This is a genomic window from Lysinibacillus sp. A1 (assembly GCF_000801965.1).
Lineage (GTDB): Bacteria > Bacillota > Bacilli > Bacillales_A > Planococcaceae > Lysinibacillus > Lysinibacillus fusiformis.
In genome coordinates this window covers 132,210-153,204 of the sequence record NZ_JSZM01000001.1, presented here as the reverse complement: position 1 = coordinate 153,204, position 20,995 = coordinate 132,210, and the positions used below count along the sequence as shown (strand labels likewise).

Sequence of the window (20,995 nt, the reverse complement as noted above, 5' to 3'; positions counted from 1 at the left end):
TATTATTATTCACATTAACATGAAAAAACAAACTATGTAAGGGTTCTGAGGATACAAAAACATAACTTTTACATAAAAAATGAAAAGAATGCGCTTTCACACACTCTTTCCATCCAAAAACATCCTAAATCTAACAAATTTTCAAGAAGTCTGACGTTCAGATTGCGTAACTAGCTTCTTTAATTTTAATAGCTTTTTAATATGTTAAGAAACAAATTTTGTCTCTTAACGAGCAAATTCATATCTCCATATTTTTGATGCTATCAGAAGATAGCCTTCCAAAAATGTGTTTTATACTTCTGTATATTGTCCAATTTTTTTGAACTTCTCATAACGATCGTCAATTAATTGTTCTCCATTTAGAGAATTTAATGCATGAAGTGTAGTGCTGATGCATTCTTTAATATAAAGTGCCTGTTTTGCTACATTGCGATGGGCACCACCAATAATCTCAGGGACGATACCATCTATAACACCAAGCTCTTTTAAATCTGGTGCTGTTATACGCATTGCTTCAGCTGCTTGCTTAGCAAGGCTACCATCACGCCATAAAATCGACGCCGCTCCTTCTGGAGAAATAACCGAATAGGTTGAGTTTTCTAGCATAAAGACACGATTTGCAACACCTAATGCTAGTGCACCACCACTTCCTCCTTCTCCAATCACAATACTGATGACTGGTACTGTTAAGCCTGCCATTTCAACAAGGTTTCTAGCGATTGCTTCACTTTGCCCACGTTCTTCAGCAGCTTTACCAGGATAAGCACCTTTTGTATCAATAAAACAAATTATTGGTCGATTAAATTTTTCTGCTTGCTTCATCAAACGTAGGGCTTTACGATAACCTTCTGGGTGAGGCATACCAAAATTACGTCGTATGTTTTCTTTTGTTGATTTACCACGTTGGTGTCCGATTATTGTTACAGGTTGCCCTTCAAAAATACCAATTCCACCAAGGATTGCAGCATCATCACCAAAAGTACGATCTCCATGCAATTCAATGAAATTCTCACATATCGCTTCAATATATTGTAAAGTGGTAGGTCTTTCTGGATGTCTTGCTACTTGCACACGATCCCACGGCTTCATATTCGCATAAATAGATTGCTCTAATTGTGATAACCGTGTCTCTAGTTTCTCGATTTCACCCGTCATATCGACATCAGCTTCAGTAGCTATTGTTTTTAATTCATCAATTTTTTCTCGTAATTGGATAACTGGTTCTTCAAACGCTAAATTTTTAGACATGTTGCACGCCGCCTTTCGTATGCATTTTTACAAGTAAAGAAACTTGTTTACGTAAATCTTTGCGAGGGAAAATGGCATCAAGTTGGCCATGCTCTAATAAAAATTCTGCTGTTTGGAAATCATTTGGTAGTTTTTCTCTTACAGTTTCTTCAATAACGCGTCGGCCTGCAAAGCCAATTAATGCTTGTGGTTCTGCAATATTTATATCACCTACAGAGGCAAAGCTTGCTGAAACCCCACCAGTTGTAGGATGCGTTAAAATGGAAATAAACAACAAACCTTGATCGCTATGACGCTTTAAGGCAACACTTGTTTTTGCCATTTGCATTAAAGATAGTACACCTTCTTGCATACGCGCACCGCCACTAGCCGTAAAGATAATAAATGGCACACCTAATTCAGTTGCTTTCTCTACTGCGCGAGTAATTTTTTCGCCCACAACTGAACCCATGGACCCCATACGGAAGTGAGAATCCATAATGGCAACAACAATTTCTTCTCCATCTAATGTACCAACGCCTGTTAGTACAGCTTCATTCAAGCCTGTTTTTTCTTGGTCAGCTGAAATTTTCTCTACATATGCTGGGAAATTCAATGGATTGCTTGTTTGTAAATGATCGTCCATCGAAACGAATGAACCTTCATCCAAGAAATAGTCCACACGTTCTTGTGCAGTCATTTTGAAATGATGACTACATCTCGAACACACTTTATCATTCTTTTCTAGTTCTTTCGTTAATTGAATATGGCGGCATTCAGGACATTTTGTCATTAATCCTTCTGGAAATGCCTTTTCTTGTCCATCCTCTTTCTTTTTTCGATTACCACTAAATAAGCTACGTATTGCCATGTTTGACTCCCCCTTTGTTGTTGTCTAAGTGCTTTGTACAGTACTCATCCACTGCTCATAAGCTTTTAGTGCTTCTTTTTCGTACCCTAGCTGCATCGATTTCAACATAGTTTGAATGATTATTTTTTCATCTTCTGTTGAGTTTCGATTTAAACGGTCGCCATCATAAGCTGCCAATTGAAACCAGATTTTTAATGATAAACGATTACCTGTTGTGATTAAAAGTTCTCGCAATATATCACGACAATTAACCATACCTTCTAATTCTAGTTTCACAAAAAAACTATCCCACACAGGTAGTGTGCGAAGAATCTCTGTACAACTTATTACGCGAATAGCTTCCTTTTCATGAATTTGTCGCGTAAATTCGACATCTTTTTTTGATTTTTCATCTTCTAATATAAACATCGACAGGATTTCTACAAGCTGATGCTTATGTGTGGAAGCAAGAAAAGTACCACCACCATGTCTCGTTTCTATAAGACCTAGCAATTCTAGACTTCGCAATGCCTCTCTGACAGAGGATCGCCCGACACCTAGACGCTCAGATAAGACTCGTTCGGAGGGAAGCTTTTCACCTGCTTGAATTTTTTCCAATTTAATGAGTTGACGTAGTTGTTGGACGATTTCTAAAAACACTTTTTTTTGTTCGGTTTTTTTATCCATACGACTAACTCCCCTTATCAAAAAAGTGGTCAGACCACTTTTTAACGTTGACTCTAGCTTACAAAATAACTAATCAAAAGTAAAGAAAAAACTGCATAAAATTTAATGCAGTTTCTAAATTCTCGTTTCATTTCATATCATTTTCGTCGCTTGCGCATGTTTTACTTTAATTTGTGGTTTTCCAAAACGTCTTTCTATAGTTCCTTCTATAAACAGAATTTCATCTTCTATTAACAAGTCTTGAACGAATTGGAAAACTTGCGGGAATAACGTAGCGGAAACAGCTCCATGCTCATCCTGTAACTGGACAAAGGCCATCTGCTCTCCTTTTTTAGTACGAATTTTTTTCACTTCTTCAATGACACCAATCATTTTCACATACGTACCATCTCGCATCTGCTTTAACTCACGACAAGTACTATTCACATCAGCCCAATGTAGTCTTTCTTGCGTAACGGGATGGGCAGAAATGTAAAAACCTAAACTTTCCTTCTCATGCATCAATTTTTCCTTTTGTGGCATATCATCCACCTGCATATATTTTGGCTTCCCAAAGCTAAATTCTGTAGCAGTTGATATATCGATATCCTCAGTTGGTCGTAGGAGTTCAGCGTGTTTTAAAGCAGCGTCTATTGTCTTAATCAGTACTGCACGGTCTTTCTCTAAATAATCTAGGGCTCCAGCATAAATTAATGCTTCTATTACTTTTGGTTTAAAATGCTGTGCACTTAATGCCACAGCTAAATCAAAAAGATTATGCAATGCCAGAGGGTTTGTTTGGCGCAATGTATGGATATTCTCTATAAAAGTATGAGGGACACCTTTAATTCCTGATAAGCTATAACGTATTCCCTCTTGCTCGACAGTAAAATACTTTGTACTGTCCTTTAATGAAGGTGGATAAAATGAGATACCTTTGTCCTTGGCCTCTTGCACTAGCTGTTGAATTTTATCTATATTTCCCGTCGCATTAGATAATAATGCCGCGTAAAAGCTTTGAGGGAAATGAGCCTTTAAATAAGCCATATGATAGGAAATAACACTATAGGCTACAGCATGACTTTTAGGGAATCCGTAATCGGCAAAGCGGACAATTAATTCGTACACCTCTGTCGCCACCTGTTGATCATAGCCTTGTTTTAATGCCCCTTGCACAAAGGAAACCTGTTGCTCCTCTAGCACTTGGCGATTTTTCTTACTAACTGCACGGCGAAGTAAATCTGCTTGTCCCATTGAGAATCCTGCAAGCACAGAGGCAATCTTGATAATCTGCTCTTGATAGACAATAACACCAAAAGTCTCTTGTAAAATGGGCTCTAGCACAGGGTGAGGCATAATAACCATTTCTTTGCCGGCTTTTCGTCTAGCATAGACAGGTATAAATTCCATTGGACCTGGACGATAAAGTGCGTTTACGGCAGCAATATCTAAAAAGTGTGTAGGATGAATGTCTCGTAATGCTTGTTTCATACCTTCTGATTCTAATTGGAAAATACCTGACGTATCACCTTTTTGCAATAATTGAAAAGTCTTTTCATCATGCATAGGAATTCGTTCAAAATCAATCCACGGTCCACCGGCTTTATAAATGGACCAACGCATTTGCTCTAAAATAGTAAGATTACGTAAACCTAAAAAATCCATTTTGACGAGACCACGTGCCTCGATATCCCCCATCGGCCATTGTGTGCAATAGATGCCTTCATGTCCATCCTCTATAGGGACTGTATTTACTAATGGGGATGGTGCAATAACAACGCCTGCCGCATGGGTAGAGGAATTTCTCGGTAGCCCCTCTAGTTTTAGCGCTACTTCAAACCATCGCTGATGTCGTTCATTCTCAGAGAGCCAGCCCTGTAAATCATAGGATTCTTCTAAAGCCTTTTGTAATGTAATACCTGGTTTATTCGGTATCATTTTCGAAATTTTTTCCAATGTCTCTGCGTCGAAACTAAATACTCTCGCGACATCTCGAGCAACTGCTTTGGCAGACAATGTACCGAATGTAATGATTTGCGCCACATTGGCTTTACCATACTTTTGTGCAACGTATTGGATTACTTGATGTCGTTTACTATCGACAAAATCAATATCTATATCAGGTAAAGATATCCGTTCAGGATTTAAAAATCGTTCAAATAATAAACCATAGGCAAGGGGGTCTACTTGCGTAATAGCTAAACTATAGGCAACTAGTGACCCAGCGGAAGAACCACGACCAGGTCCAGTCAAAATGCGATTGTCTTTCGCAAAGCGCATAAAATCAGCTACTACTAAAAAATAATCAGCGAAGCCCATTGAACATATTATTTCAAGCTCATATTGTAATCGTTCTCGGTAACCATTCGGAATATCCATCTGGTTGAACCGCCCCTCTAATCCGGCAAATGCTTCTTTAACAAGTAAGCTCTCAGCTGTATCGCCAATTGGCACAGGAAATTTAGGCATTTGTACAGACATTTCTGGGATAATAGCGTGACAGTTAGCAAGCATTTGTCCACAAGACTCAAGCCACTCTGGTCGATCAGCAAACCAACTTTGCCACTCCTCTGCTGTAGGTGCAAAATAACCTTGTAAATTAGCTGTTAGCATCGTATCGCCAAGCTTGTCTCCTGTATCGATAGCTCTTGCTACTTCATATGCAAAATGATCATCAGGACGTAAAAAATAACAGCTTTGAACGGCTACAAGTGGAATTGTCTGCCCTTCACACCACCCTACAAGTTCTTTCTCATTAGCTTGCGCTACCCCTCCAGGTCTGGTAATTCCCATATAAAAATGATGCTGAAAGAGTTGGGCTAAGGCAGTAACTAATGCTTGCCAATCTTCTACATCACCTATATCATCTGAAGAAAGTAATGCCAAGCAGCCTGCTGCATAGCCCTCTAGCCATTTCCAAGGCAGCACTTCATCTTCCCTAATTGAAACTGCACTACTTATTTTCAATAAATGCTGATAGCCCTCCTGAGACTGTGCATACAGCACAAGAGGAAACGTTTTGTCATGCCATTGCACATTTATAGAAAGACCAATGACAGCATGTATATTTGCTTGCTGTATGGCTTTACAAAAAGGCAAAAGCCCGTACAATTTCGTATTTACGATTGCACAGGCTTGTGTCTTTTGTTCTTGTAAAAAAGGAATCAATTGCTCAAGCCGAATTGTGCTTTTCAATAAATCCGCGCTCGTATGCATCTTTGTGTATACGTGTGTCAAATGAATCCCTTCCTTTTCTTTTTAATGATACGCTTTACAAATCTCTTGTAATCTTTCGATGACGTCATCTGCCTCTTTCCATGAATAAGCAGTAGCTCCAGAAGCGAGCGGATGTCCACCACCATTAAACTCTTTTGCTAATGTATTAATAATAGGACCCTTTGAACGTAAACGCACACGAATTTGATCCTCTTCTTCAATAAATACAACCCATGAACAGATCCCTTTAACACTTCCTAGGCATCCTACCAGCAACGACGCCTCTGATGGTACAATATCATGTTCTGCTAATAATTCTTTTGTTAGTTTTACATGGGCTGCTCCATACTCATCCATTGTAAAGTTCTGATAAATATAGCCCTGTAAATTGAGCAGTTTTTGCTCCATTTCATACATACCATCAAAAATTTGATTTCGATCAAAATCATATGTAATCAGGTCTGCGGCTACTTTAAATGTTTTAGCAGTAGTACTTGGGAATTGGAATCTCCCTGTATCCCCTACAATTCCTGCAAATAATAATCGTGCAGCAGTATCTGACAGTTGCCAGTTCGCTACTTCCTTACCTTCCTCATACAGCTCGTAAATCATTTCACTGCAAGAACTTGCTGTCGTATCCACCCATAAAAGATCACCATAGGCATCATCATTTGGATGATGATCAATTTTAATCATCTTTTTTCCCTTTGTATAGCGTTGATCGTCAACACGTTCTGTATTAGCTGTGTCAGTCACAATGACTAAAGCATGTTCATAAACGTCATCCGCTACTTGATCAGGCTGTGCCATAAATGTTAAAGAAGCATCATGGTCACCTACAGCAAAAACCTTTTTCTCCGGATAATTTGCTAAAATCAATTCTTTTAACCCAAGTTGTGAGCCATATGCATCTGGATCTGGTCGTACATGACGATGAATAATGATTGTTTCATAGGCAGCAATTGTGTCGATGATTTGTCTTTTCACAATAAATTCCTCCAAAATGATAGTAAGAACCGTTAGCATTTTTTCAAAATTATCGTTACAATAATGTCTAGTTATGCTAGGAGGTTTACTATGCTCAATTTAATATTTGTGTTTGCGATAATTATATCTTTTGTCTTTTATTTTTATTTTAAAACAAAACAATTCCGTTCTTCATTACCAATCGCTAAAAATTGGTATAAAAGTAAGGCGAATATCGGCTTCGGTTCCTTCCTACTGTTTTTCGGATTCAATCAAGCCTACTTATTCCCTAGCTTATATACATTTATAATTGTAGCAATTCTTGTCGTGCTAGGTATCTTTGTCGTTGTAGAAAATACGAAAAAAGCGCGTCATTATGGTCAGTTTGTTGAGGAGGAATTCCGCATTAATCGATAATATGTAACAAAGGGATGACCAAGCAATTGCGCTAGGCCATCCCTTTCAATCCTTAACGTTCTAAAAGCTGGAACATCATCATTGCCTTACCAACAAGTATTTGTTGATTATACACTTCAAAATCCATTTTCACAAACTTACGACTCATGTCTAATATTCGTGGCTTGACTGTAAGTGTACTTTCCATTTGTACTGGTTTAATAAAGTAAATGGTCATATTCTCGGCCACTGCATCTCCACGTTTTCGACGCTTTAATGCAAATGAACCCACTTCAGCTAATAGAGTCGTGAAAGCACCGTAAGAAATCGCCCCGTATTGATTCGTCATTTGCGGTGTAACCTTAAACTCCACAACGAGCTCTTCATCACCAAGTACCTTCATCTCATTTTTCACTAAATCATCAATAGTTTCACCATGCTGTGGCTGTCTTTGAGCTAGCTGTAATGCTTTAAGTACGTCCTGACGACTAATGACTCCTTGTAAAATGTTATCATCATTTACGATTGGTAACAGATCAATACCTTCCCAAATCATACGATGCCCGGCTGAAGCAACACTCATCTTCATGGAGCCAGCAATTGGATTCTTCGTCATAACCTTTTCAATTAGCTCATTTTCTTCTCGACCAATAACGTCTTTTACAGTAATCATTCCGACAAGTTTATTTTGATGAGTGACAACTGGAAATGCCCCATGTGTTGTGCGTTCATTCATCTTTTGGAAATGACGGATGGTCTCATCATTTCTCAACGCTGCTGTGTCAGTCATTGGAACATAAATATCTTCAATAAATAAAATATCCTTTTTGATGAGCTGATCATAGATCGCTCGGTTAATCATCGTTGCTACAGTAAACGTATCATAGCTTGTTGAAATTATTGGTAAATCCAATGAATCAGCAAGCTGTTTATTGGCATCCGTTGTATCAAAACCACCTGTAATTAAAACAGCAGCACCTGCTCGAAGGGCATTTTCATGGGCTTTAATACGATTTCCTACAATCAATAAGCTACCTGCATCTGTATAGCGCATCATGTCTTCTAATTGCATGGCCCCTATGACAAATTTCGTTAACGTTTTATGTAGACCAGATTTTCCACCTAAAACTTGACCATCTACGATATTGACAATTTCTGCAAAAGTTAAGCGTTCAATATTTTCTTTCTTTTTCTTTTCAATACGAATTGTTCCAACACGTTCAATTGAACTTACTAAGCGACGGTTTTCTGCTTCTTTTATAGCACGATATGCAGTCCCTTCACTCACTTGCATTTCCTTCGCAATTTGACGTACCGAAATTTTATCGCCCACTGGTAGTGACTCGATGTATTGTAAAATTTTCTCATGTTTTGTAGACAAAATATCACCTATTTCCTAAGCTTCAATTCTGCTCTTAGTGTACCATATTTTTTATAAAAATATTTAATATAAAGTGATCAAATTGTTTAAAAACCCCCACCATTTCAACTACCAGCGTGGTGTCAATTCATATAGTACAGCATTATCAACGATTAGAAACAGTTTACTTTCTCACCAGCTTTTAAAATTTGAACCTCTGAATTTTGTACTAAATCAGCAAAAACCTGTGGATCTTGCTCAATAGGTGGGAATGTATTGTAATGAATAGGTACGACAATCTTAGGCTTTAAGAATGAAACTGCACATGCAGCGTCTTCTGGACCCATTGTAAAATTATCACCGATTGGTAGGAATGCTATATCAATTGGATGTCGCTCACCAATTAATTTCATATCACCAAATAGAGCTGTATCGCCTGCATGATAAATCGTTAACCCTTCAACAAATAGTAATATCCCGGCTGGCATACCCATATAAATAATTTCATTTGTATCAGTTACATAAGAAGAGCCATGGAAAGCTTGCGTAAACTTCACCTTCCCAAAATCGAATTCCTTAGCCCCTCCAATATGCATTGGATGTGTTTTTACTCCCTGCCAGGAAATCCAATTGGCTAATTCATTTGGAGCAATAACTAGCGCATCTTTTTTCTTTGCTAGTTCTACGGTGTCTCCAACATGATCATTATGACCATGTGTTAATAAAATAATATCTGGTGCTTCCTCAGCAACCTTTAAATCTGTTTGTCCATTACCGTTAATAAAAGGATCAATTAAAATTGTTTTCCCATTTGTTTGTATTTTGACAATAGAATGTCCATGATAGCTTATTTCCATCTTAATGTCCTCCTTGATTTATAAATGAAAACCCCTCCATTTTAATTCGCTACCCATGCGCTTTTTCCCTTTTTTTGATATGCTTGTACAGAGAATAATCGTATCACTCTCTAACAATTTTATACGTTGTTAGATCACAATTATTCAGTGATAAAAAGGAACAGCCATTTTCTTTAGAAAATCGAAGTTTCCTCATTAAAATTTCCAATGTACTAAAAAGGAGGACATATTTATGTCAAAGGTTGAAGAAATCCAAAGTTATTTGCAGCAAAATCACATTGATGCGGCATTTATCACTACTCCTGACAATGTTTTTTACGTTTCAGGCTTTAAAAGTAATCCACATGAGAGATTACTAGGTGTCATGATTTTTAAAGATGCTGAACCTTTTCTAATTTGTCCGCAAATGGAAATTCCAGATGCAAAAGCGGCTGGTTGGTCTTATGAGGTTATTGGCCATCAAGACACTGACAATTCGATGGAGGTCCTTGCACAAGCCATTACATCACGTAACATTCAACCAACTACGTTTGCCATTGAAAAGGCACAGCTCATTGTGGAACGCTTAGAGGCCCTACAGCAGTCCTTCCCACAAGCAAATTTTGTACGTCTAGACGAAAAAATTAATGCAATGCGCGTAATTAAGGATGAAAGTGAATTAGACAAATTACGCAAGGCTGCGGAGTTAGCTGATTATGCTATTGAAATCGGTTGCAAGGAAATTGCTGAAGGTAAAACAGAAATGGAAATTTTAACAGCCATTGAAAATGCTATTCAAGATAAAGGTTGTAAAATGTCCTTTGAAACGATGGTACTGAGTGGCCCAAAAACAGCCTCTCCTCATGGTCATCCAGGTGCACGAAAAATAGAAAAAGGGGATATGGTACTATTTGACCTTGGTGTCATTTACGATGGCTATTGCTCTGATATTACGCGTACAGTTGCCTTTGGAGAGCCAAGTGAAGCACAAAAAGAAATTTATCATGCTGTGTTAGCAGCTAACCAAAATGCAGTTTCAGCTGTGAAACCTGGTGTACGTGCTATGGACTTAGATAAAATTGCACGTGATACGATTACCGAAGCAGGATTTGGAGAATATTTCACACATCGTCTTGGACATGGTCTTGGCATTTCTGTACATGAATTCCCATCTGTTACAGGAACAAATGACATGACAATGGAAGAGGGCATGGTCTTCACGATTGAGCCTGGAATTTATAAATCAGATGTAACAGGTGTACGTATCGAGGATGATGTTGTTGTAACAAAAGATGGTGTGGAAGTATTAACAAAGTTCCCGAAAGAGTTAATCATTCTATAATATAAAAAGGAAGCATCCAAATGCCTTCCTGTCTTTTTATTCCATTGAACTAGGATCTTTACTAGATAAATGTTTAGAAGAAAAATAACAAAATCCTTCGAGAGTGAATTTCTCGAAGGATTTTTCATTTTTACATGTAATTATTGAATAAGCTCATCCACATTTACATATGGAAGTCCTTGTGAATCTGCAACAGCTTTATATACTAGTTGTCCATCTAAAGTATTAACACCTTTTTTCAGTGCAACATTGTCTAGGCAAGCTTGTTTATAGCCTTTATTCGCAATTTGAAGTGCGTATGGAATTGTATTATTTGTTAAAGCAATTGTTGATGTACGTGGTACTGCTCCAGGCATATTCGCAACTGCATAATGTACAACGCCGTGTTTTACGTATGTTGGATCATCATGTGTTGTGACACGATCTGAAGAAGCAAAAATACCACCTTGGTCAATAGCTATATCCACTACTACAGAGCCTGCTTGCATTGATTGAATCATTTCTTCTGATACAAGCTTTGGTGCTTTTGCGCCTGGAATTAATACGGCACCAATTACTAAATCGGAAGTTTTTACAGATTCTGCAATATTATAAGGATTAGAAATCAATGTTTGAACATCACGACCAAACATATCTTCTAATTGGCGTAAACGCTCAGGGCTTAAATCAATAACTGTTACGTCTGCTCCCATACCAACAGCGATTTTCGCAGCGTTAGTTCCCGCGATACCACCACCGATGACTGTTACTTTACCGCGTTGTACACCTGATACACCACCAAGTAGAATACCTTTACCAGCATGATTTCTCTCTAAGAACTGTGCACCGATTTGTGTAGCCATTTTACCTGCTACTTCACTCATCGGTGTTAATAATGGTAGTGAACCATTTGCTAATTGAACTGTTTCGTAGGCAATCCCTACAACTTTTTTATTTAAAAGTGCCTGAGTCAATTCAACTTCTGGCGCTAAGTGTAAGTAAGTAAATAAAATTTGACCTTCATAGAAGTAATCATACTCAGAAGCTACAGGCTCTTTTACCTTCATAATCATCTCTTGCGACCAAGCTTCTTTAGCAGTTTGCACAATATGGGCACCAGCTGCAATATAATCAGCATCCGTAAAGCTTGATCCTAAGCCTGCTCCAGTTTCAATGTACACCTCATGGCCTGCATGTGTTAAAGTAACAACTCCTGCTGGAGTCATTGCTACACGATTTTCATTGTTTTTAATTTCCTTTGGAATACCAATTTTCATAGTTTCCTATCCCCTTCCATTACGTAAAAAATCAGCATCATTTATGTAATTAAAAATTGATGCACCCCTTGCAATTCCATATTACCAAACAAATAAAAAAAAAGCTTTAATTAAAATAAATACAAATAAAATTTCTAACATTTCAAAAATACAAAATATTTAAACGGTGATTTTACATACTAAATTATTATATTTATAAAATAAAAAGGAAAATTATAGTGATATATACTCTTCGATTACGAAAGCCAAAATTACGTTTACACGTTGCTAATAGTGGGAATTAAGTAATTATATTTTCTTCATGAAATGCCTTCACTTTTTCATAATTTTTCTTCCGGAAAGTATTTCCTTTAGAAAATCATTTGGTATAATCAACATATACAAATCAGGGAGGTTTTTCAAATGGCTAATCATTATAAAAGCATTGTGGTTGCAGTAGACGGTTCTAAGGAAGCTGAATACGCTTTTCGTAAATCAATTGACGTGGCGAAGCGTAATGAGGGTTCTGTATTAAATTTAGTGAATGTTATTGATACACGTTCATTCGCTGCGATTGAAGCATACGACCGTTCCATTGCAGAACGTGCTCAAGCATTTTCTGAAGAACTATTAAATGGTTACAAAAAGCAAGCTGAAGATGAAGGTATCGCAAACGTTAACCTAATCATCGAATATGGTTCTCCAAAAAATATTATTACTAAAGAGCTTTCTAAAATTGTAGACGCAGATCTAATCATTTGTGGTGCAACAGGTCTAAATGCAGTAGAGCGTTTCCTAATTGGTTCAGTATCTGAAGCAATTGTACGTTCAGCTAATTGTGACGTTCTTGTCATCCGCACACCTGAAAACTAATCAGCAATACATAAAAAGGTATCCTACTGTAGGATACCTTTTTGACTTCTATGAGCAATTACTTGCCCTCTTTCCACATTTTCACTTTTTCAAAGAATAAAGCAAGTGCCTGTTTGTTTTGCATATTTGGTACTTTTGCTAAAAGCACTTCTTTAGGTGATTGACATTCCTTCGATTGCTTTTGCAAGATGACAATGCTCTTTTCTAATGATTTATTGGCAAACATGGAATCAGGTAGTTGAATAATCGCTTGAATCCAAGCATGCTTTTGAATGTATTTATGAAGTTGCTTAGACTGCTCTGAATCAAAAAGATGTGATGGCGCAAGGAAAAATAAGTAGCCACCTTCCTTTGTATAATTCATAGACTGCTCAATAAATAAATGGTGGGCATAACTCATTCCCTCAGGCGCACACAATTCATACTCAAGGGCAATTTCTTCATTTGGATAATAACCAACAGGTAAATCACATACTACTGCATCTACAGGATTTGCCAATAAATCTTGTAAGGCATCCTGACGATATAAAGAAATCGGTTGCTCTGTTAAATCAGCTGTTGCTGCAGCCAAACGTATAAGGAGCTCATCTACCTCTACACCAGTAGCCTCTACTTTACCATCTAATAAATTCATAACTGTTAGTAATAAATTCCCCGTACCTACTGCTGGATCCATAATCGAAATTTTGTCATGCTCAAGACGTTCAGCAAAAATTTGTTCAACAAAATAGCCCACTAATAATCCTAACGTATCAGGCGTCATTTGATGGTTTGGTTGAGAACTTTTACGCATTCCTTTTAGAATGGCAATTTGAATAGACTTGCGAATATCCTCTTTTGTCGCATCCTTTTGTGAGAAATCCACTTCTCCATCCAGCCACGCCTCTAGCCCATCTAGTAACCCCTCTAACAAAGTTGTATTGTGTTCTTTTTCGATTTTTTCAGCATGCTCATTTAGCATACCAAATAATTTCTCGATGTTTTCCATAGATAACTTCCTTTCAAGCAGAAAAGAGCCGTGACAAACACTCGTCACAGCCCCTTTGTCTAGTATTATCTTAGCCTAAAAGCAGGCCATTATGCTAGTGCTTTAACAGCTTCAATAGCCGCTTCATAGTTTGGATGGTCTGTTGCCTCAGGTACATACTCAACATATGTTACTTTATTGTTTGCATCCACAACAAATACTGCACGTGTCAGAAGACGTAATTCTTGAATATACACGCCATAAGCCTCACCAAATGAAAGGTCACGGTGATCAGAAACTGTTTGAACGGCATCAATACCTGCTGCCCCACACCAACGTTTTTGAGCGAATGGAAGATCCACAGATACTGTATAAATCACTACATTATCGCCTAAGTTAGCTGCTTCTTCATTAAAACGACGTGTTTGCGCATCACATACACCAGTATCTAATGATGGTACTACACTAAATAAACGAATTTTCCCCTCTGAATCTTTTAATGTTACAGGTGAAAGGTCATTCGCTAATACTGTAAAATCTGGTGCAGAATCGCCCACCTTTACTTCATTACCTACTAGTGTCACTGGACCATTTTTAAATGTTACTTGTGCCATATAAACGCCTCCTAATCTTCATATGTACATAATATTACTAAATGAAGGGAATTAATTGCAACTAAGATAGCTTACTTTATTCTAAGTGTTAGCTAGTAATAGAAAAGACTGTCTCTTCATTTGAGACAGTCTCTTGTTTATTGTTCATTTTTTTCTTCTAGTTTTTCTAGCTCAGGTTTTCCCTCTTGTTCAATAGAAGCTATCTGCTCTTCCTTTTTCTCTATAGAAAGTGGCACCAAGTTCTTTTCAATATAGACTTTCTCATGCACCACGGTTGTATCGGCGAAATAATCATGCAACCCTTGATTGTCTGGCAAAATAACTACCAAAATATAGAGAGGCATCACAATATTATTAATCATACGCCCAATCCATTCACGGAATAACACATCTGACCAAGTAAGGTTATCATGCTTTAATGAAATAACACGTAGCCCAAATACCATCTTCCCTAGCGTTTGACCAAAGAATTTCGTCATAAGGACAAAATAACTGTAATAAAGAATCGCAGATATAATGGAGATTGGAGCATACCAAACTGATTCTGATAAGGACCAGTCCATTAAATAAAAGATAGGATTAATGAGTATGCCAACTACAGCAGATACAATAAATCCATCCAATAGAAATGCCCACAATCTGATCCAAAAGCCTGCCGTTTTTAATGTGTAATTTTTTTGACTTGTGGAATCTTCCGTGCCATTGTTAAAAAAGCCATTTTCCATTGAGGGTGAACCTTGCATAACAACTTCATTGTTTGTCATTGAACTCCCTCCTTAATATTCACCGTATAAATACATCATTTTCGGTGCATTGTAATCAGTCATAATTTTCATTAGCATTTTTTCTTCTGCAGAAGGACCGAACATAGAGCCAATTTTCATTCCAACATAAGATTGCCATCCACCCATATCATAGGCATATTCAAATAATACAGCATCTTCTAGTCCAAAATCTGCGCGTAAGGCAGCAATGGCAGCTTCTTCGTCGCCAATTTCATCAACTAAACCTGCTTCAAGTGCTTTTGTACCGCCAAGGATACGTCCATCCGCCACTTTCTTCACATCAGCTTCTGACATATTACGTCCTTGTTCAACGATATCTACAAATTCTTCGTATGTTTCATTGATCATATCCTGCATCATCGCTCGTTCCTCTGGTGTCACATCACGCATTGGGCTTAGCATATCCTTATGCTCGCCAGATTTAAACGTTTCGAATTTGACACCTACTTTTTCAGCCAATGCTTGATAATTAATAGATTGCATGATTACACCAATCGAGCCTGTAATTGTATCACGATGGGCAAATATTTTATCTGCTGGAGCTGAAATATAATAGCCACCAGATGCTGCCATCGAATCCATCGATACATAAATTGGAATTTGTCGTTCTTCTTTAATTTTTAATAGCTTTTTATAAATTTCAGCAGATTCTTTTACCCCTCCACCCGGAGAGTTAACACTTAAAACAATCCCTTGAATCGTATCATCGTACAAAATATTATCCAATTGATCTAAGAAAAATTGATGATCATATGCAACAGGTTGCCATAGTGAACTTGATCCAATATCTTGGATTGTTCCATCTACCTTTAAATAGGCAATCCTTTTATCATAATTATCTCCTTCAATTACATTTTCATATACATCTAGGTTATTTCCTGCCATTAAACTGTCAAAATTACCTAGGAAATCTGCTTTAAATAGTGCAAAAATGGTATTAATCCCTAATGAAAACAGTAAAAGAACACCAGCCACTATCAATGCAACCCACCTTTTAACATTCATGTCTTTCCGCCTCCTTAACTCGTAATACGTATGACTTGCTCATTTGTTTCATTTTTTTGCAATAATATGCAAAAAGTTTTATTCTATTTATTTCCTCATAATACCTTACCTAAAAATATAAAAAAAATCAAAGTTCATTTCTTTGCATGAACTTTGATTTTCGACATTATTTCCTAGGAAATGATTATTGTACAAGCTGTTCTAATTCTTGTTGTCTTAATTCGACACGTCTAATTTTACCAGATGCAGTTTTGGGTAACTCCGTAACAAATTCAATAGCACGTGGGTATTTATAAGGGGCCGTTAATGATTTGACATGATTTTGAAGGGATTGAATAAGCTCTTGATTACCATTAACACCATTATGAAGGATAATGAACGCTTTAACGATGTTTCCACGAACTTTATCGGGACTTGCAATGACAGCAACCTCTTTCACAGTCGGATGCTTCATCAGCGCATCCTCTACTTCAAAAGGTCCAATTGTGTAACCTGAGGAAATAATAACATCATCTCCGCGGCCTTCAAACCAAAAATAGCCGTCCGCATCTTTATAAGCTCGATCCCCTGTTATATACCAATCACCACGAAATTGTAAATTAGTACGTTCAGGATCATTTAAATATGTTTTAAAAAGTGCAGGTGTTTCTCGATGAACAGCAATATCACCTACTTCTCCTATAGCAACTGGCTCGCCAAAATCGTCTATAATGTCAACGGTATTGCCTGGCGTAGGTTTACCCATCGAACCAACTCTTGCGTCCATACCAACCATAGTCCCTACAAGAAGTGTATTCTCAGTCTGACCATAACCATCTCGCACTTGTAGATGGAAAGTGTCTGAGAATTTTTTAATGACTTCACTGTTCAATGGTTCACCTGCTGAAACAGCTTGTCGAATTGAACTGATGTCATACTCCTGTAAATTTTCAAGTGCTGCCATAAAACGATATTCTGTCGGTGTGCAACATAAGACATTCATCTTAAATTTTTCAAGCAACGCTAAATATGTTGCTGCATCAAACTTTCCTTTATAAACAAATGCAGTGGCACCGCTGCCTAAAATCGCGAGAAACGGACTCCAAATCCATTTTTGCCATCCTGGTGCTGCAGTTGCCCATACAATATCATTTTCTTGTACGCCTAGCCAGTGTGGGGCTGTTGTCCGTAAATGTGCATAGCCCCAGCTATGAGTATGAACAGCAGCTTTCGGGTTACCTGTTGTGCCACTTGTGTAAGCTAAAAAGGCATGGTCTGTACTTTTTGTTGGTGTAGAACTTATGTAAGTTGTTGGTTGCTTTCGCATTTTGTCTACTAACGGCTGCCATGGTTCATGTGCATCTCCGATAACAAATTGCTGTATATTTTGTAGATTTCCTACTTGATCAAATTGCTCAATATAGGGCTCAAAGGCTACTACAGCTTTAGCATCAGCATGATGAATACGATACTCAATATCTTTTGTTCTTAGCATTTCAGAGCTTGGAATGATTGTTAATCCCGCTTTTAATGCAGCAATATAGACAATGTATGCTTCTACTGAGCGTGGTACCATCACTAAAATGACATCACCTTTAGTTAATCCATTTTTTGTAAAGACATGTGCCGCCTGATTCGCTCTTTCAAGTAAATGTGCGTAGGTGATAAATTGTACATCATAATGCTCATTATAAATAATCAATGCGTTTTTAGTTGAATCCTTTGCATATTTTTCAAATTCATCTGTTATGTTGTACCATTCTGGTGCTACTAATTCTTGTCTATTCATGGCAAATGCCCCCTTTTGTTAAGACACATTATACTCCTTTCTTAGTATTTTCAATGGTTTACACTTGATTTAAGTAAAGTCATGACAACTATCATGCTTAGCTATATGGCATCAGTCACGTTTTGTCGATAGGAAAACTTGCTATTGAATACATACGAAAAGTATGGTACATTTTGGTCAACTAAAAGCAAGATTGCAGGGGGACTCATAAAGAGTTGAGAAGGTAAAACCTGACCCTTTGAACCTGTTAGTTAATACTGACGTAGGGAGCAATGAACATCGTTTTTTCAGATGAAAGGCTCTTTTTCGTGCATTTTTACGTAAAAAGGGCCTTTTTTGCATGCTTACGTCCACCCATAAAGGAGGACTAAAATGATTTTTCAAACAATTCGTCAACAACAACCGCTTATTCACTGTATAACTAATTATGTCGTGGCTAATTTCCAAGCCAATGGTCTATTGGCATTAGGTGCCTCTCCTGTCATGGCTGATGATAGCCATGAGGTTGAGGAAATGGTCGCCAATGCAGACGCTCTTTTAATCAATATTGGTACACTAAATGATCGAATAAAAGAATCAATGCTGTTAGCAGGAAAAAAAGCAAATACCCTTGGCATTCCTGTTATATTAGATCCGGTTGGCGCAGGTGCCACAGTTTATCGCAAGGAAACCGTACACCTATTACTTTCAGCTATTCAATTTGCAGTCATACGTTGTAACAAGGGAGAGCTTGCGGCATTAGCCAATGTGGAATGGCAACAAAAAGGTGTTGATAGTGGTGAGGGATTTATTGACATAGAGACTGAGGCTACATTATTGGCTCAACGCTACAACTGTATAGTCATTGTTACAGGCAAACATGATTTTATGACAGACGGTGTGCAGAGCGAATGGATTACAGGTGGAAATTCACAAATGACTGAAGTAACGGGTACAGGCTGTTTACTTAGTGCTATATGTGGAGCAGCCTTCTCTTCAGGAGATGATCCGTACAGCCAATTAGCGGAAACACTCACATACTATAAAAAAGCAGCTGAGTTAGCATCCGCATTTACAGAGGATATTGGGGATATTCAAATTGCTTTGCTTAATGCCTTACATCGTCTTTCAAAGGAGGGTGAGGCTTCATGCATATTGTAACGACAATTGCAGGCTCAGATAGTGGCGGTGGCGCTGGTATTCAGGCTGATTTAAAAACATTCCAGGAATTAGGGGTTTTTGGCACCTCCGTTATTACAGCATTAACTGCTCAAAACACACTTGGTGTAACAGGGGTTTTCCCAATTGAAGTTGACTTTGTTGAAAAACAATTTCATGCATTACTAGAAGATTTTTCGATTACTGCGATTAAAACAGGTATGCTTTATTCCTCGGAAATTATTCAAGGTATTGCACACATTATTGACGATTTAAAAATCCCACTAATCGTTGATCCCGTTATGATTGCAAAAGGTGGAGAAAGCTTATTGCAGCAAGAGGCTATCGAGGCCATGCGCATGTCTTTACTTCCTCTTGCTACAATTGTGACACCAAATATACCGGAAGCAGAGGCACTTACGGGAAAAAAAATAAATCAATTCTCGGATATGGAGGAAATTGCTCAATGCTTTTTCCAACTAGGTGTTCAATGTGTCATCATTAAAGGTGGGCATCTACCCAATTCGTTATATGCAATTGATTATGTATTTATAAAAAATGACAAATCATTTTCCATGCAGTCTCCTCGTATTACGACGAAAAACACACATGGTACAGGTTGTACATTTTCAGCAGCTATCACTGCTTTTCTTGGTCAAGGTTTGACCATTGAAAAAGCTATTATCGAAGCTAAAAGATTTATACAATTAGCCATTATGCATGATTTAGCCATTGGTAAAGGTCATGGCCCCACAAATCATTTTGCTTATCAGCTGCATAAAGGTGCCTGCGAGGTGAAGTTACTTGAAACGTGAAGATTTACAGCTTTATTTTATTATGGGTACAAGCAATGTTTCCCAACAGGAACCTTTAGCTGTACTCGAACAAGCGCTACGGGCTGGCATTACTATGTTTCAATTACGCGAAAAGGGTCCTTATGCATTAACAGGATTAGCTTATGAGCAATTTGCCCACCAATGCCAAAAACGATGTCAACATTACCGTGTGCCGTTTATCATCAACGATGATGTGGATCTAGCAGTTCGACTTGGTGCTGATGGTGTTCATATTGGTCAAGATGATGAACAAATTGCCATTGCACGTAAGAAAATGGCAAACCGGCTCCTTGGCGTTTCTGTACATTCACAGGAAGAACTACAAACGGCTATTGACCATCATGCGGACTATGTAGGAATTGGACCTATTTTTGCCACAACATCTAAAAGTGATGCACAACCACCATGTGGCACAAATTTTTTACAGCAAGCTTCCAAGTTGCAACCTAACTTGCCCATCGTAGCTATAGGTGGAATAAATTGGACAAACGCTAATATTGTTTTGCAAGCTGGTGCTGACGGAGTTGCTGTTATTTCTGCTATCTGTGACAGTAAGGATATTGTACAAACAGTATCCATGTTTAAGTCTTTATCTCGCATAAAATAATGATTGATAAACAAACTAAAACCAGTGCCTTTTACGGTCACTGGTTTTGAGTTTATAAATGCTTAGTTAGCATTTATTAGTTGTTGTTGTTTGGCATACCTTTTAATTGAGATTCTGCCATTTGTACAAGACGTTTAGTGATTTCACCACCAACGGAACCGTTAGCACGAGCTGAAGCGTCAGCCCCTAATTGAACACCAAATTCTTGTGCAATTTCGTATTTCATTTGATCAAGTGCTTGTTGTACTCCAGGTACTGCAAGCTGGTTTGAACTGCGGTTGTTGTTTGAAGCCATGTTTCTCACCTCCT

20 protein-coding genes and 1 riboswitch are annotated in these 20,995 nt (G+C 37.8%); of the genes, 6 read left to right on the top strand and 14 right to left on the bottom strand.

The window, feature by feature from the left end:
* Nucleotides 1-291 precede the first annotated feature (291 nt).
* The 5 genes from PI85_RS00665 to PI85_RS00645 form a co-directional block, all read right to left on the bottom strand.
* Nucleotides 292-1,248 carry an acetyl-CoA carboxylase carboxyltransferase subunit alpha gene (locus PI85_RS00665; RefSeq protein WP_036119550.1) on the bottom strand — a complete coding sequence of 319 codons (957 nt, stop codon included), beginning with the start codon at nucleotides 1,246-1,248 and terminating at the stop codon, nucleotides 292-294.
* Complete coding sequence (accD, locus tag PI85_RS00660) at nucleotides 1,241-2,098, bottom strand: acetyl-CoA carboxylase, carboxyltransferase subunit beta (RefSeq protein WP_036119553.1); 858 nt, start codon at nucleotides 2,096-2,098, stop codon at nucleotides 1,241-1,243. Before accD ends, PI85_RS00665 begins: the two co-directional genes overlap by 8 nt.
* A 24-nt stretch (nucleotides 2,099-2,122) precedes the next feature.
* Nucleotides 2,123-2,764, bottom strand: coding sequence for a FadR/GntR family transcriptional regulator (locus tag PI85_RS00655; RefSeq protein WP_036119555.1), 642 nt, complete (start codon nucleotides 2,762-2,764; stop codon nucleotides 2,123-2,125).
* 132 nt (nucleotides 2,765-2,896) lie between these two features.
* Nucleotides 2,897-5,980: a DNA polymerase III subunit alpha gene (gene dnaE, locus PI85_RS00650; RefSeq protein WP_036119557.1), complete on the bottom strand. Its 3,084-nt coding sequence runs from the start codon at nucleotides 5,978-5,980 to the stop codon at nucleotides 2,897-2,899.
* A 21-nt stretch (nucleotides 5,981-6,001) separates the two neighbouring features.
* Nucleotides 6,002-6,946 (bottom strand): bifunctional oligoribonuclease/PAP phosphatase NrnA, encoded by a 945-nt coding sequence (locus tag PI85_RS00645; protein ID WP_036119558.1) that lies wholly within the window; start codon nucleotides 6,944-6,946, stop codon nucleotides 6,002-6,004.
* A gap of 90 nt (nucleotides 6,947-7,036) precedes the next feature.
* On the opposite strand from PI85_RS00645, the gene PI85_RS00640 reads away from it, so the two are divergent.
* A complete protein-coding gene (locus PI85_RS00640) occupies nucleotides 7,037-7,342 on the top strand; it encodes a YtpI family protein (protein WP_008176828.1) in 306 nt (101 codons plus the stop codon).
* A gap of 52 nt (nucleotides 7,343-7,394) precedes the next feature.
* Here the strand turns inward: PI85_RS00640 and PI85_RS00635 are convergent, their stop codons facing one another.
* Together PI85_RS00635 and PI85_RS00630 are read right to left on the bottom strand one after the other, a co-directional pair.
* Complete coding sequence (locus PI85_RS00635; protein ID WP_036119560.1) at nucleotides 7,395-8,702, bottom strand: DRTGG domain-containing protein; 1,308 nt, start codon at nucleotides 8,700-8,702, stop codon at nucleotides 7,395-7,397.
* A 152-nt stretch (nucleotides 8,703-8,854) separates the two neighbouring features.
* Nucleotides 8,855-9,538: a metal-dependent hydrolase gene (locus PI85_RS00630; protein ID WP_036119561.1), complete on the bottom strand. Its 684-nt coding sequence runs from the start codon at nucleotides 9,536-9,538 to the stop codon at nucleotides 8,855-8,857.
* Between the two features lie 232 nt (nucleotides 9,539-9,770).
* Here PI85_RS00630 and PI85_RS00625 point away from each other — a divergent pair, with 232 nt between their 5' ends.
* Complete coding sequence (locus PI85_RS00625; protein ID WP_036119562.1) at nucleotides 9,771-10,859, top strand: Xaa-Pro peptidase family protein; 1,089 nt, start codon at nucleotides 9,771-9,773, stop codon at nucleotides 10,857-10,859.
* A 140-nt stretch (nucleotides 10,860-10,999) separates the two neighbouring features.
* Here PI85_RS00625 and ald read toward each other — a convergent pair whose 3' ends face one another.
* On the bottom strand, nucleotides 11,000-12,115 hold the full coding sequence (gene ald, locus PI85_RS00620; RefSeq protein ID WP_008176820.1) for an alanine dehydrogenase: 1,116 nt from the start codon (nucleotides 12,113-12,115) through the stop codon (nucleotides 11,000-11,002).
* A 402-nt stretch (nucleotides 12,116-12,517) separates the two neighbouring features.
* Between ald and PI85_RS00615 the strand changes: the two genes are divergently transcribed.
* On the top strand, nucleotides 12,518-12,967 hold the full coding sequence (locus tag PI85_RS00615; RefSeq protein WP_008176818.1) for a universal stress protein: 450 nt from the start codon (nucleotides 12,518-12,520) through the stop codon (nucleotides 12,965-12,967).
* Between the two features lie 58 nt (nucleotides 12,968-13,025).
* On the opposite strand, the gene PI85_RS00610 is transcribed toward PI85_RS00615, so the two are convergent.
* The 5 genes from PI85_RS00610 to mbcS all read right to left on the bottom strand — a co-directional run bounded on the left by PI85_RS00610 (nucleotide 13,026) and on the right by mbcS (nucleotide 18,106).
* Nucleotides 13,026-13,955: a class I SAM-dependent methyltransferase gene (locus PI85_RS00610; protein WP_036119563.1), complete on the bottom strand. Its 930-nt coding sequence runs from the start codon at nucleotides 13,953-13,955 to the stop codon at nucleotides 13,026-13,028.
* A gap of 89 nt (nucleotides 13,956-14,044) precedes the next feature.
* On the bottom strand, nucleotides 14,045-14,548 hold the full coding sequence (tpx, locus tag PI85_RS00605; RefSeq protein ID WP_036119564.1) for a thiol peroxidase: 504 nt from the start codon (nucleotides 14,546-14,548) through the stop codon (nucleotides 14,045-14,047).
* Nucleotides 14,549-14,685: 137 nt separating this feature from the next.
* A complete protein-coding gene (locus PI85_RS00600) occupies nucleotides 14,686-15,312 on the bottom strand; it encodes an RDD family protein (protein ID WP_036119565.1) in 627 nt (208 codons plus the stop codon).
* 12 nt (nucleotides 15,313-15,324) lie between these two features.
* Nucleotides 15,325-16,338: a signal peptide peptidase SppA gene (gene sppA / locus PI85_RS00595; protein WP_036119566.1), complete on the bottom strand. Its 1,014-nt coding sequence runs from the start codon at nucleotides 16,336-16,338 to the stop codon at nucleotides 15,325-15,327.
* A 184-nt stretch (nucleotides 16,339-16,522) separates the two neighbouring features.
* A complete protein-coding gene (gene mbcS, locus PI85_RS00590; RefSeq protein WP_036119567.1) occupies nucleotides 16,523-18,106 on the bottom strand; it encodes an acyl-CoA synthetase MbcS in 1,584 nt (527 codons plus the stop codon).
* Nucleotides 18,107-18,293: 187 nt separating this feature from the next.
* A riboswitch (TPP riboswitch) is annotated at nucleotides 18,294-18,392 on the top strand.
* An 86-nt stretch (nucleotides 18,393-18,478) separates the two neighbouring features.
* Between mbcS and thiM the strand changes: the two genes are divergently transcribed.
* Genes thiM through thiE form a run of 3 tightly spaced genes read left to right on the top strand, consistent with a single transcriptional unit; the run spans nucleotide 18,479 to nucleotide 20,686 of the window.
* The gene (thiM, locus tag PI85_RS00585) at nucleotides 18,479-19,246 is read left to right on the top strand and encodes a hydroxyethylthiazole kinase (protein ID WP_036119569.1); all 768 of its coding nucleotides are present in this window, start codon (nucleotides 18,479-18,481) and stop codon (nucleotides 19,244-19,246) included.
* Nucleotides 19,234-20,058, top strand: coding sequence for a bifunctional hydroxymethylpyrimidine kinase/phosphomethylpyrimidine kinase (gene thiD / locus PI85_RS00580; protein WP_036119571.1), 825 nt, complete (start codon nucleotides 19,234-19,236; stop codon nucleotides 20,056-20,058). Before thiM ends, thiD begins: the two co-directional genes overlap by 13 nt.
* Nucleotides 20,048-20,686 (top strand): thiamine phosphate synthase, encoded by a 639-nt coding sequence (thiE, locus tag PI85_RS00575; RefSeq protein WP_036119573.1) that lies wholly within the window; start codon nucleotides 20,048-20,050, stop codon nucleotides 20,684-20,686. The genes thiD and thiE overlap by 11 nt, the downstream gene beginning before the upstream one ends.
* A 76-nt stretch (nucleotides 20,687-20,762) precedes the next feature.
* On the opposite strand, the gene PI85_RS00570 is transcribed toward thiE, so the two are convergent.
* On the bottom strand, nucleotides 20,763-20,981 hold the full coding sequence (locus tag PI85_RS00570; protein WP_008176803.1) for an alpha/beta-type small acid-soluble spore protein: 219 nt from the start codon (nucleotides 20,979-20,981) through the stop codon (nucleotides 20,763-20,765).
* Nucleotides 20,982-20,995: the final 14 nt, after the last annotated feature.

What these genes read in the sequence shown, in the direction of transcription:
- PI85_RS00610 (WP_036119563.1), bottom strand. Translation starts at nt 13,955, where the DNA reads ATGGAAAACATCGAGAAATTATTTGGTATGCTAAATGAGCATGCTGAA.
- PI85_RS00655 (WP_036119555.1), bottom strand. Translation starts at nt 2,764, where the DNA reads ATGGATAAAAAAACCGAACAAAAAAAAGTGTTTTTAGAAATCGTCCAA.
- PI85_RS00630 (WP_036119561.1), bottom strand. Translation starts at nt 9,538, where the DNA reads ATGGAAATAAGCTATCATGGACATTCTATTGTCAAAATACAAACAAAT.
- PI85_RS00600 (WP_036119565.1), bottom strand. Translation starts at nt 15,312, where the DNA reads ATGACAAACAATGAAGTTGTTATGCAAGGTTCACCCTCAATGGAAAAT.
- ald (WP_008176820.1), bottom strand. Translation starts at nt 12,115, where the DNA reads ATGAAAATTGGTATTCCAAAGGAAATTAAAAACAATGAAAATCGTGTA.
- sppA (WP_036119566.1), bottom strand. Translation starts at nt 16,338, where the DNA reads ATGAATGTTAAAAGGTGGGTTGCATTGATAGTGGCTGGTGTTCTTTTA.
- PI85_RS00625 (WP_036119562.1), top strand. Translation starts at nt 9,771, where the DNA reads ATGTCAAAGGTTGAAGAAATCCAAAGTTATTTGCAGCAAAATCACATT.
- PI85_RS00615 (WP_008176818.1), top strand. Translation starts at nt 12,518, where the DNA reads ATGGCTAATCATTATAAAAGCATTGTGGTTGCAGTAGACGGTTCTAAG.
- mbcS (WP_036119567.1), bottom strand. Translation starts at nt 18,106, where the DNA reads ATGAATAGACAAGAATTAGTAGCACCAGAATGGTACAACATAACAGAT.
- tpx (WP_036119564.1), bottom strand. Translation starts at nt 14,548, where the DNA reads ATGGCACAAGTAACATTTAAAAATGGTCCAGTGACACTAGTAGGTAAT.
- PI85_RS00665 (WP_036119550.1), bottom strand. Translation starts at nt 1,248, where the DNA reads ATGTCTAAAAATTTAGCGTTTGAAGAACCAGTTATCCAATTACGAGAA.
- PI85_RS00570 (WP_008176803.1), bottom strand. Translation starts at nt 20,981, where the DNA reads ATGGCTTCAAACAACAACCGCAGTTCAAACCAGCTTGCAGTACCTGGA.
- accD (WP_036119553.1), bottom strand. Translation starts at nt 2,098, where the DNA reads ATGGCAATACGTAGCTTATTTAGTGGTAATCGAAAAAAGAAAGAGGAT.
- PI85_RS00640 (WP_008176828.1), top strand. Translation starts at nt 7,037, where the DNA reads ATGCTCAATTTAATATTTGTGTTTGCGATAATTATATCTTTTGTCTTT.
- thiD (WP_036119571.1), top strand. Translation starts at nt 19,234, where the DNA reads ATGCATATTGTAACGACAATTGCAGGCTCAGATAGTGGCGGTGGCGCT.
- thiM (WP_036119569.1), top strand. Translation starts at nt 18,479, where the DNA reads ATGATTTTTCAAACAATTCGTCAACAACAACCGCTTATTCACTGTATA.